This window comes from Cupriavidus sp. FW305-46, assembly GCF_058787075.1.
The window spans coordinates 22,805-34,330 of record NZ_JBYSZI010000042.1; the positions used below are offsets into that span (position 1 = coordinate 22,805).

The 11,526-nt window shown below is 68.5% G+C and carries 10 protein-coding genes; 1 reads left to right on the forward strand and 9 read right to left on the reverse strand.

Translation table 11 applies throughout. The features are described from left to right. Nucleotides 1–38 precede the first annotated feature (38 nt). The 8 genes from AC3WON_RS20280 to AC3WON_RS20315 all read right to left on the reverse strand — a co-directional run bounded on the left by AC3WON_RS20280 (nucleotide 39) and on the right by AC3WON_RS20315 (nucleotide 8,583). Nucleotides 39–1,799 (reverse strand): c-type cytochrome, encoded by a 1,761-nt coding sequence (locus AC3WON_RS20280; protein WP_492352599.1) that lies wholly within the window; start codon nucleotides 1,797–1,799, stop codon nucleotides 39–41. 37 nt (nucleotides 1,800–1,836) lie between these two features. Beyond that, entirely contained in the window at nucleotides 1,837–2,664 is an 828-nt protein-coding gene (locus tag AC3WON_RS20285) for a class I SAM-dependent methyltransferase (RefSeq protein WP_492352600.1), read from the reverse strand. An 89-nt stretch (nucleotides 2,665–2,753) separates the two neighbouring features. After that, nucleotides 2,754–3,098 carry a Na+/H+ antiporter subunit G gene (locus tag AC3WON_RS20290; protein WP_013956828.1) on the reverse strand — a complete coding sequence of 115 codons (345 nt, stop codon included), beginning with the start codon at nucleotides 3,096–3,098 and terminating at the stop codon, nucleotides 2,754–2,756. Nucleotides 3,099–3,108: 10 nt separating this feature from the next. After that, complete coding sequence (locus AC3WON_RS20295) at nucleotides 3,109–3,381, reverse strand: K+/H+ antiporter subunit F (protein ID WP_013956829.1); 273 nt, start codon at nucleotides 3,379–3,381, stop codon at nucleotides 3,109–3,111. Further along, nucleotides 3,366–3,869, reverse strand: coding sequence for a Na+/H+ antiporter subunit E (locus AC3WON_RS20300; RefSeq protein ID WP_010812079.1), 504 nt, complete (start codon nucleotides 3,867–3,869; stop codon nucleotides 3,366–3,368). The genes AC3WON_RS20295 and AC3WON_RS20300 overlap by 16 nt, the downstream gene beginning before the upstream one ends. A 3-nt stretch (nucleotides 3,870–3,872) precedes the next feature. Beyond that, nucleotides 3,873–5,414: a monovalent cation/H+ antiporter subunit D gene (locus tag AC3WON_RS20305; protein ID WP_492352601.1), complete on the reverse strand. Its 1,542-nt coding sequence runs from the start codon at nucleotides 5,412–5,414 to the stop codon at nucleotides 3,873–3,875. After that, a complete protein-coding gene (locus AC3WON_RS20310) occupies nucleotides 5,411–5,779 on the reverse strand; it encodes a Na+/H+ antiporter subunit C (RefSeq protein WP_492317738.1) in 369 nt (122 codons plus the stop codon). The genes AC3WON_RS20305 and AC3WON_RS20310 overlap by 4 nt, the downstream gene beginning before the upstream one ends. After that, nucleotides 5,779–8,583 carry a monovalent cation/H+ antiporter subunit A gene (locus tag AC3WON_RS20315; protein ID WP_492352602.1) on the reverse strand — a complete coding sequence of 935 codons (2,805 nt, stop codon included), beginning with the start codon at nucleotides 8,581–8,583 and terminating at the stop codon, nucleotides 5,779–5,781. The genes AC3WON_RS20310 and AC3WON_RS20315 overlap by 1 nt, the downstream gene beginning before the upstream one ends. Nucleotides 8,584–8,899: 316 nt before the next feature. On the opposite strand from AC3WON_RS20315, the gene AC3WON_RS20320 reads away from it, so the two are divergent. After that, nucleotides 8,900–10,468 carry an EAL domain-containing protein gene (locus AC3WON_RS20320; RefSeq protein WP_492352603.1) on the forward strand — a complete coding sequence of 523 codons (1,569 nt, stop codon included), beginning with the start codon at nucleotides 8,900–8,902 and terminating at the stop codon, nucleotides 10,466–10,468. 21 nt (nucleotides 10,469–10,489) lie between these two features. Here AC3WON_RS20320 and AC3WON_RS20325 read toward each other — a convergent pair whose 3' ends face one another. Then, entirely contained in the window at nucleotides 10,490–11,494 is a 1,005-nt protein-coding gene (locus AC3WON_RS20325; protein ID WP_492317741.1) for a Bug family tripartite tricarboxylate transporter substrate binding protein, read from the reverse strand. Between the last annotated feature and the right edge of the window lie 32 nt (nucleotides 11,495–11,526).

The window sequence follows — 11,526 nt, forward strand, 5'->3', positions numbered from 1 at the left end:
GTGAGCCATTCAGTCATGACCCGGGACAACCCACAAGGCTAAAGCAGCTTCAGGAATTCCAGCAGCGCATCCTTGTCGCTTTCGGCAAGGGCCGAGAACGCCCGTTCATGGCCGCGGTTGTCGCGCCCCGCGGTCGCCGTGTCGTAGAGCACGGGTTTCGACCACGGCTGGTAGCTGGCCGGATAGGCCCAGGTACCGTCGGCATCAAGCCTGCCGGCGATGCCCAGCTTGCCGTAGTCCAGTGCATGACCGCCGACCCAGAAGCGCCTGGGCCGCGCCTGCGGATGCATGAGATGCCAGAGCGTGGGCACGGAGCCGTTGTGAAGGTACGGTGCCGTCGCCCACACGCCGGAGAGGATGGGCGCGACATAGCCCCCGGTGTTTGCCGCGTCGATATGCTTGCCCAGCTCGGAGCGCGAGATGGCTTGCAGCAGGCCGGGATCGATCGCTTGCCAGCGTGTCGGGTCAGTACCGATATCCGCCTGTGCCACCAGCCGGTTGGGGAAGCTGACAAGGCGCGGGCGCTCTGGGTCCTGGCTGTAGCTGCCATGGCACTGCGCGCAGTTGGCATCAAAGACGGCGCGGCCGCGCGCGGCGCGGGGGCGGTCAACCGGCCCCGGAAACGGCGGCGGGGTGTAGCCCGCCATGAACCGCATGACGTCTTCCACCTGCGGAATCGCGCGGCCGGCGCGATCCGGTGGCATGCCCATGGTCGGCACGGTAAAGAAGGCCACGATATGCGCCAGCCTCCCGGCATCGCTGGCGGCACCGGGTGCCACCGGCGCAAAGCGCGGCGTGCCATTGCTGGTATAGACGCCGTCGTAGAGCAGCGATGAGCGCAGGCTGCGGTAGCCCAGTTCCGGAATCGAGGTGGAACCACTGGCGGCCGTGCCCGCCGAGAGCAGATGAAACTGGAACTTGAGTGCCGCGACCCCATTGGTGCTGCCGGCCGCGCCGTTGCTGAACGGCAGCGGCTCGTCACCGCTGGCTTCGAGTTCCGCCACCCGTTTTACCAGCCGCGGCCAGACGAATTTCCGGATGGTATCCAGTTCCTCCTTGCTGGTTTCGGGGTAAAGCTGGTGGATGGCCGAGAGGAGCTTTTCCGGATCGGATTTCACCCGCTTCACCGCCTGATAGACCGCGGCGACGAAGGCGTCGAGGTTGAGGGAGGTATTCGGCAGGCCCAGCCAGACATCGTTGGTGGGACGCCCGTCCTTGCCGTAGGTGATGCCCGCATGGCACGATGCGCATCCCAGGTTGGACACTTCCAGGCGGATCTTCGGTAGGTCCCGGCCGATCATTCCGCTGACCACGCCCAGGGGCTTGTCGAACCTGGGCTGTTGCTGGCGCGGCCAGTTGCGGACCGCATCGGGATAGATGAAGCCGAACTCGCGCAGGGCCCGGCGCAAGGCATCCTGGGTGACCGGAACGCCGGGGCCGCCGGCCAGCAGCAGCGCCGTCGTCGCCAGCTTCCACGGCAGTGCATTGGTCTCAAGGGTATCGGTGCTCAGGCCGCCGAAGTCATCGAAGACAAAGCGCGCCGCCCCGAGGTCATCGGCACGATCCCCGGCCCGGAAGTCCCGCATGACCGCGGATTCGCCTTCAGCATAGCCGCGCAGGAAATCGCATCCCGACAGCGAAGCCAGGGACAGACCGATCGCGAGCACGCGTACAAGGGGCATCGTAGTCAACGTCCGACAGTGCGCGCCAGGGAATCCGGACCGCGCCGCGCTGATGGTAGCCGACGATCCGTGCTGTCTCAAGCCAGCCGCTGCAGCCAGCCGCTGCAGCCAGGCCACTGCCCAGGTGGCGCCGCGACGAACTGCCGAGGCAGGTTTACCCGGCGGGCGCCGTTACCATCACCACGTGCGCCTGCATCGGCACAGCCAGTGGACCCGCGCCGTAAGCCTTCAGGAGTGCCTGTTCGCAGTGGTCGGTTGCCCGGCCGAGCGCATCCGGCCCGCGCCGCTCAAGGTCGGCGCGCAACGGCGTGCCCTGGCAGAATGCGACCGCCGGGATGCGGGCGGCGCTGGCGCGGCTGGTTGCCGCGACGGTTTCAAAGACCGGGGATGACTGGAAGCCGCCCAGGCACAGGTCCTGCTCGATGGCGGACTGGCTGTGGTAGCCATGCGGAACGCGGGCCATGAACTCGGGCGGTGAGTCGGGAAACAGCGTGGCGAGCGCCGCGGTGACATCGCGGGCAAATGCGTTGAACTCCAGCTGGTCCCAGACATTGAAGATCAGCGTGCCGCCCGGCACCAGCACACGGCGGGCTTCGGCGAAGGCGCGGCCCTTGTCGGGGAAGAACATCACGCCAAACTGGCAGGCGACCATGTCGAAGCTGCCATCAGCGAACGGCAGCGCCATGGCGTCGGCCTCGCGCCAGTGCACCGGACGGCTGGTGCCGGCCTGCTCCGCCCGCGCCAGCATCGGCGCGTTGAGGTCGGTGGCAACGATCAGGGTATCGGCCGGCAGCCGCCCGGCGATTTCCCGGGTCAGCACGCCGGTGCCGGCGGCCAGTTCCAGCACCCGGCGCGGCTGCAGCGCGGCGATGCGGGCAGCCATGTCGGCAGCGTATGGCGCAAAGATCATCGGCACCATCAGGGCCTCATAGACTTCCGGAATCGCGCCCGCGAAGACTTTGTCCGAGTGTTGCAAGTCCATGAAACCCCCTGCCCTGGCGTGGAAGATGCCGGCATCGCCTGACTGGGTGTAGGACACATTGGAGCGAAAGTAAACCGTGGCGGCCATTCCTAATCGCGGATGCGCGGCATCCAGCCGCTGCCGCGCGTGCGCGGATCCACCGGCAGCTGGCGCTGCAGCGCGGCCTTGGCCAGCATGTGGGCACTGATCGGCGCGGTCAGGAACAGGAAGGCGGTCACCAGCAGTTCATGCAGGCTGGCATCGCCCCGGAAGCTGAAGTACGCCACCGAGGCCAGCACCACCCCGCCCACGCCCAGCGTGGTCGACTTGGTCGGCCCATGCAGCCGCATGAAGAAGTCCGGCAGCCGGAACAGCCCGATCGCCCCGACCAGCATGAACACGCTGCCCACCAGCAGCAGCGCGCACACAATAAATTCCGCAACAGGATGCAGCATCTGACATTCCCTAGTATTCGATGATGTCGCCGCGCTGCAGGTACTTGGACAGCGCCACGGTGCCGACGAAGCCCATCACCGCGATCAGCAGCGCGGCCTCGAAGAACAGTGCCGAATCCAGGCTGATGCCTAGCACCACGATCAGCGCGATGGCGTTGATATTCAGCGTGTCCAGCGCCACGATGCGGTCCGGCAGGCTGGGTCCGCGCAGCAGCCGCGCCAGGGTCAGCAGGAAGGCCAGGCCCAGGATCACCAGGCAGACCGGTATCACGATGGCAAGCATTGGAAGATCTCCTTGAGCGGGGTTTCATAGCGCGACTTGATCAGCTCGACCAGCGCGGCTTCTTCCTCCAGATCCAGCACGTGCACGAGCAAGGCGCGGCGGTCGTCGCTCAGTTCTGCGCACAGCGTGCCGGGGCTGAGCGAGACGATGCTGATCAGTGCGGTGGTGGCGAGTTCGTGCTCGACATCGAGCGGCACCACGATAAAGGCGGGGCGCAGGCGCGCGGTGGGGCCCAGCACCATGATGGCCACTTCCACGTTGGCTTTCACGATATCGAACAGCACATGGATGCTGAGCCGCAGGATCAGGTCCGGCCGCGACAAGCGGAAGGCGCCCAGCACCAGCCAGCGGTCGGCCAGCCGGCCGATGGCCCAGCCCAGCAGTGCCCCCAGCAGCCAGTGCCCGGGGGCCAGGCTGTTGGTCAGCAGCAGCCACATGATCATCAGGATCAGGCTCAGCCAGGGATGGGGAAGCAGGCGCTGCAGCATGGCCTACCCCGGCTGCCCGGGCAGCACTGCCCGGAGATAGGCGGCGCGGTCCAGCAACTGCGCCGCCGCGTCGGCCACATAGTCGCTGACCGGCCGCGCGCATACCGTCAGCGCGACATTGCCCGCCAGCAGCAGTGCGCAGCAGGCCAGCTTGCGCGCGTCGGGCCGCACGCGCACGCGTGCCGCGCCGGGATGGTCTTCGTCGAGGTATTCATCCCCTTCCGGCACGCGCTCCGCCTCATGCGGCAGCCGCCACAGCAGCCGCGTGCCGGTGCGGGACACGGCAATCAGCAGCAGCAGGCCCGACACCAGCACCGCGGACCACAGCGCAGGCACCCACGGCGGCGGGGTCGCGCGCAGCACAATGGCCTTGCCGAGGAAGCCCGACAGCGGCGGCAGCCCCACCGCTGCCACCACGCCCACCAGGTACAGCAGCCCGGCCAGCCGCGAGGCACTGACCGGGGCCCCGTCCTCGCGCCCAGGCTCCGGCTCCAGCGCGTCGGCCAGCAGGAACAGCGCGGCGGTGCACAGCGTGGTGCTGAGCAGGTAGAACATCGCCGCGGCCCAGCCGGCTTGCGTCTGCATCGATACGCAGGCGGCCAGCAATCCGACCGATGCCACCACCAGGTAGCTGGTCATCGCGCGCAGCGTGCCGGCGGCGACCGCGCCCAGTGCGCCGACCGCCAGCGTGACCAGCGCCAGCACGAACACCCAGTCATGCAGGAACGGCCCCAACAGCCCCTGCGGGCCGCCGAAGATCAGCGCATCGCAACGCAGCATCGCGTAGATGCCGACCTTGGTCATGATGGCAAACAGCGCCGCGACCGGGCCGGTGGCGCTGGCGTAGGCGCGCGGCAGCCAGAAATACAGCGGAAACAACGCCGCCTTCAGCGCAAAGACCAGCATCAGCATGGCGCCGGCGGCCACCGCCAGCGGCAGGTCCTGGGCCGGCAGGCCGGCCAGGCGCAGGCCCAGGTGCGCCATGTTCAGCGTGCCCGACAGCCCGTACAGCACGCCGACCGCCACCAGGAAGAACGACGACGCCACCAGGTTCAGGATCACGTAGTGCAGCCCGGCGCCGACCCGCGCCCGCCCTGCCCCATGCACCAGCAGGGCATAGGACGCGATCAGCAGGATCTCGAAGAAGACGAACAGGTTGAACAGGTCGCCCGCCAGGAAGGCGCCGTTCAGGCCCATCACCTGGAACTGGAACAGCGCATGGAAATGCCGGCCCTGCCGGGCCGTGCCCTCTCCCGCCGCCGCCAGCGCTGCCACGGCCAGCACCACGGTCAGGGCTAGCATCATCGCGCCGGTGCGGTCCAGTTGCAGCACGATGCCGAACGGGGCGGACCAGTTGCCCACCGCATAGACCGCAATCTCGCCGCCAGCCGCCTGGCGCAGCAGGTGCACCGCCACTGGTGCCAGCATCAGCGTGGCCACGGCGCAGACGATGCGCTGCGCGCGCAGCCGCTGGGCCGGCATCGCGGTCAGCAGCGCACCGGCAAACATGGGGATCAGGATGGGCAGCAGCACGGCGTGGTTCATGGCCGCGGCCCCTGCTTACCGCCATCGGCGGCGCGCCCCTCGGGCTGGCCGGCGGCGTCGACGTGGTCGCTGCCGGTAAGCCCCAGCGAGCGCAGCGCCAGCACCACCGCGAACGCCGTCATGCCGAACGCGATCACGATCGCGGTCAGCACCAGCGCCTGGGGCAGCGGATCGGCATAGCTGGCGCCCGCCACGATCACCGGCGGCCGCCCGATCGACAGGCGGCCCATGCCCAGCAGGAACAGGCTGACCGCATACGACAGCAGCGTCAGCCCCAGCACCACGGTGAAGACGCGCTCGCGCAGCAGCAGGTAGATGCCGCCCGCGGCCAGGATGCCGACGGTGATGGCGTAGAGCGCGGCCATCAGGCGTCCTCCGCGGCCTGTGCCGGCGGCAGGTTGCGCACGCCCAGGTGCGATACGATCACCAGCGTGGTTCCGGTCACGGTGCAGAAGACTCCCAGGTCAAAGAGCATCGCCGTGGCCAGTTCCACCTCGCCGATGCCCGGTATGTGGAAATGCCCGAAGGCAGTGGTCAGGAACGGATAGCCGAAGGCCAGGCTGCCCAGTCCGGTCAGGCCCGCCAGCAGGATGCCCCCGCCGGCAATAGCGCGATAGTCCGGCGCAATGCGCGCTTCGGTCCAGCGCACGCCGCTGGCAACGTACTGCAGCAGCAGCGCCACCGATGTGATCAGCGCCGCGACAAAGCCGCCGCCCGGCAGGTTGTGCCCGCGCAGCAGGATAAAGACCGCCACCAGCAGCGTCAGCGGCAGCATCAGCCGCGCCAGCATGGCCAGCAGCAGCGGATGCGCCTGGCTGCTCCACGGCAGGCCATCGGGCGCTGCCGACGGCGTGTCCAGCCGCATGCCCTTGAGCAGCGCCTGCACCGCCAGCCCTGCGATCAGCAGCACGCAGATCTCGCCCATGGTGTCGAAGCCCCGGAAATCCACCAGCAGCACGTTGACCACGTTGTGCCCGCCGCCGCCGGGCACGGACTGGTCGATGTAGAAGGCAGACACCGGGTCATAAGGCCGTGTCATCACCGCGTAGGCCGCCACTGCCAGCAAAGTGCCGCCGCCGAGCGCCAGCACCGCATCCCGCCCGCGGCGCGCAGCCCCGGCGTGCTCCGGCGTGTCGCGCGGCAGGTAGAACAGCGCCAGCACCAGCACCAGGATCGTCACCACCTCAACCGAGATCTGCGTCAGCGCCAGGTCCGGCGCGGAGAACCGCAGGAACGCCATCGACACCATCAACCCGCAGCCGCCCAGCAGCACCAGCGCGAGCAGCCGCTGGCGGTGCGTCACCACCACGCCTACCCCGAACAGCCCGAGCAGCGCCAGCGTGGCGGCCCCGATCAGGTCGATGGCGCCCGCCGGCACGCTGCCGCCGAGCCATTCCAGGTCGGCCAGGAAGTATGCCGGCACGGCCAGCAGCGCCAGCAGCATCCAGGCGACATAGGTCTGCAGCGAGCCGTTCTCGAGCCAGCGCGTGACGGCCGCGGCAAAGCGTTCCAGCGCATGCATGCCATGCTCGAACGACTGGCGCGCGCTCAGGTGGTCGATCGCCTGCTGCAGGCGCCGCAGCGCGTCGCGGCGCAGGAAGAACAGCGCCGCGCCGCCGGCCATCGACACCAGGCTCATCAGCAGCGGCAGGTTGACCCCGTGCCACAGGTTCAGGCTGTACTCCGGCAGGGGCGCGCGCAGCGTGGCCAGCGAAGCCGCCGCCAGCAGGTCGCCCACGGTATAGGCCGGCACCAGTCCGACCACCAGGCAGATCACCACCAGGAACTCCACCGGCACCTTCATGAAGCGCGGCGGCTCGTGCGGCGGGTAGTTGGGCACGTCGGGCTGCCGGGCGCCGAAGAACACCCCGTAGATAAAGCGCAGCGAATAGGCCATCGTCAGCGCCCCCGCCAGCGTCGCCGCGGTCGGGATCACCCAGTTGAAGTCGCCCAGCAGGCCCTGCGCCAGGGTCTCGCCGAAGAACATTTCCTTGCTGAGGAAGCCATTGAACAACGGCACCCCCGCCATCGACAGCGATGCCACGATGGCCAGCACCGCGGTGTGCGGCATGTAGCGCGCCAGCCCGTGCAGGCGGTCCAGGTCGCGCGTGCCGGTTTCATGGTCGATGATGCCTGCCGCCATGAACAGCGACGCCTTGAACACCGCGTGGTTGATGATATGGAAGATGGCCGCCACCGTGCTGAGCTGGGTATCGAGCCCGAACAGCAGCGTGATCAGGCCCAGGTGGCTGATGGTGGAATAAGCCAGCAGCCCTTTCAGGTCCCGCTGCAGCAGCGCCAGGCCGGCGCCCACGATGAGCGTGGCCAGCCCCGTCATGCTGACCAGGTAGAACCAGCCGTTGGTGCCGTCCAGCACCGGATAGAGCCGCGCCAGCAGGAACACGCCGGCCTTGACCATGGTGGCCGAGTGCAGGTAGGCCGAGACCGGCGTGGGCGCGGCCATGGCATGCGGCAGCCAGAAGCTGAACGGGAACTGCGCTGACTTGGTGAAGACCGCCAGCAGGACCAGCACCAGCATCGGCAGGTACAGCGGGTGGTGCTGCACCTTGCCGGCCTGCGCCAGCACCACGGACAGCTCGAAGCTGCCGCAGATATGGCCCAGCAGCAGCACCCCGGCCAGCAGCGCCAGCCCGCCGCCGCCCGTGACCGCCAGCGCCATGCGCGCGCCCTGGCGCGCATCGGTGCGCCATGACCAGAAGCCGATCAGCAGGAACGACAGGATGCTGGTCAGCTCCCAGAACACCACCAGCAGCAGCAGGTTGCCTGCCAGCACCACGCCCAGCATGGCCGCCATGAACAGCAGCAGCAGGCAGAAGAAGCGCACCGCGGATTCATTGCGCGCGAGGTAGTAGCGCGCGTACAGGATCACCAGCAGGCCCACGCCGAGCACCAGCAGCGCAAACAGGTACGACAGGCCGTCCAGCCGCAGCGACAGGTCCAGCCCGAGCTGCGGCAGCCACGCCACGCGCCAGCCCAGCGCATGCCCCGGCTGCTCGAAGACCGCGCCGCGCAGGCTCAGCAGCAGCACCAGCGCGGCCAGCGGCAAGCCGATGACGACAGGCGCCAGCATGCGCGCGGCGCGCATGCCGATCAACCACGTCAGCGCCGCGGCCAGCAGGGGCAGCGCGATCAGCAGCACCAGCGCCATGCGCCCCCCTCAGCCGTTGCCCGGGGGCACGGCCGGCGCGTGCCGGCCGCCGACGCGCCGGGCGGCAAGCCGGGCCGATGGTAATTGTCTTGCAAATGGGGCGGTGGTCATGGGCCAAGTCCTCTATGCGGGCATTCGTGCCCCCTACTTTCCGGATTCTGCCGGCATTGCGCAAGTCATGCTTGCCTTATTGCGCGGCGCACGAAAAAATTCATCGCTTTGCAAAAAGAATCTGAATGCGCGCGACGATGGCGCATGCTGCGCAGCAGCGACGGCGCGTAGTACCCTTCGACAACGCATGGCTGACAGGACAACAATGAAGCGGCCTTTGTTCCTTGCGATGGCAGTGATACTGGCGTTTGCCGCGGCCGTGTTGCCGATTGCGGCCAGCATGCGCGTGGCCGAAGAGGAGGTCGCACGGCGCGAGGTGGCGGAACTGCAGATGCTTGCCAATGCTGCCGTCGCCCGCATGGGGATGGTCATGGCAGACGCCACCGGCGCGCTGCATGAAATGGAAGACCTGCCCGACGCGCCTTGCTCAGACGGCAACCTGGCCAGCCTGAGGCGAATCACCTTCACCTTCCACCACCTGCGCGATGCCGGGCGCTATGCCGGCAATTACCGCTTGTGCTCGGCACTGCTGGGCGACGTCTTCCGGCGGCATATGACATTGCCAGAGCCAGACTGGCGCGACACCCAGGGCTTTGAATACTGGTTCGACCTCGACAACCCGTTTGGCGCGCCCGGCCCCGCCATGCTGGTAGGGCGCCACGGCCACTACGTATCGATCGACCCCAAGTCATTCGTCGACATCGTTGAGCTCGATGGCCGGCACATCGGTGCAGTCAATACCGCCACGGGCGTCTTCATCGCCACCACCACCGGCTCCGACGTGGCGCAGATGGAGCGGGAATACCGGCGCAACGCCAACGGCGCCGACGAACTCGACAATCCCGGCAGTTCCGTGCGCCGTTCCACCCGGATTCCGTTCGCGGCCGTGGTTCTGGCGCCGCCCACCGCGCTGCTGGCCACCTGGCCAATGCTGGTAGGCTCCTTCGTCGTGGCCGGGCTGGCGATCGGCGTGCTGCTGGCCGCGCTGGTGTTTCGCGCCATGTCGCGCCGCGTGACCATGGAGGGCGCGCTGCGCAATGCCGTGCGCCGCCGCCGGCTGGAGGTGCATTACCAGCCGATCGTCGCGCTGCACGACGGCCGCTGCGTGGGCGCGGAGGCACTGCTGCGCTGGAAGCGCGACGGCCAGCCGGTGCCGCCCGACCTGCTGATCACGCTGGCCGAGCAGGCCGGGCTGATGCCGCAGATCACCGACCTCGTGCTCGACCGCACCATCGCCGAACTGGGTCCGCTGCTGCGCGCCAGGCCCGGCTTCTATGTGTCGATCAATGTTTGCGCGGATGACGTCAGCTCGCCGCGTTTTCTCGACGTACTTACCGCGCGCCTGAGGGGCACCGGGATCGCGCCCCGGCAGATCCGCATCGAGATCACCGAACGCAGCTTCCTGCACGCCGAGACCGCGCTCGAAGTGATCCAGGCCTTCCGCGATGCCGGGCACCCGATCTACATCGACGACTTCGGCACCGGCTACTCCAGCCTGTCTTACCTGCAGGTGTTCAAGGTCGATGTGCTGAAAATCGACAAGTCGTTCATCGACACCATCGGCCGCGAGGCGGCTTCCAGCTCGGTGGCGCCGCACATCATCGCCATGGCCGAGGCGCTGGGCTTCGAGGTCGTGGCCGAGGGCATCGAGCATGAGGAGCAGGCGCGCTTCCTGCGCGAGCGCGGTGCGCAGTTCGGCCAGGGGTGGCTGTTTTCACGCGCCTTGCCGGCAGACGGCCTTCAGGCGTACCTGGCATCCCCGGCGCGTCCCTGAGTTGTGACGCGCCGCGAGACACTAGGCACTTGCCTGGATATTGCGGGCCTTGATCAGCGCGGCCCAGCGGACCTGCTCCGCCGCGATCAGCCGGTCGAAGGCCGGCGCGTCTAGCGCCAGGATCTCCGCATCGAGTCCGGCCAGCTTGGTGCGCACGTCGGCCGTTCCCATGGCCTGCTGCAGCACCCCGCTCAGGTAGGCGATCACCTTGTCCGGGGTGCGCGCCGGCGCCGCCAGGCCATACCAGGAGCGCACCAGCACGCCGGGGTAGCCGGCCTCGGCAATGGTTGGCACCTCGGGCAGCGACTGGGTGCGCTGCCCGGCGTTGGCGGCCAGCGCGCGCACGCGCCCGGCCTTGATCAGCGGCAAGGCAATCGACTGCGACAACAGCGCGAAATGCAGCTGCCCCTGGCCCAGGTCCGGAACGGACGGCGGCTGCCCCTTGTAGCCGATATTGACGGCCTTGATGCCGGTGGCCTCGAAGAACAGCTCCTGCCCCAGGTGGATGGAGCTGCCGGTGCCGGGATTGGGCACGTTGATGCGGCCGGGCCGTTCGCGGGCCCAGGCGACAAACTCCGCCAGCGTCCTGGCAGGCACCGAGTCCGCCACCACGAATATGGCCGGCACCGCGGCCACGGCGCCGATGGCACGGAAGTCCCTGACCCGGATCGATGTCTGCGAATACAGGCTCTCGCTCACCGACAGTACCGGCGTGGCCGCCAGCAAGGTGTAGCCGTCCGGCTCGGCCCGCGACACGGCCTCAACGCCGATCTTGCCATCGGCGCCTGGCCGGTTTTCCACCAGGATGCGCTGCGGCATGGCCAGCGACATGCGGTCCGTGGCGGTGCGGATGGTGATATCGACCACGCCGCCGGCCGGATATGGCACCACGGCGTGCACCACGCGGCCCGGGTAGCCAGCCGGCGGGGGCGGCGCGGACGCGCGCGCCGCGGCTGGCAGCCATGCCGGCACGGACAGTCCCAGTGCCGCCTGCATTGTCGAAATGGTGAATTGTCTGCGGTTCATGCGGGTCTCCATGCGTGTCACGGTCTTTGCCG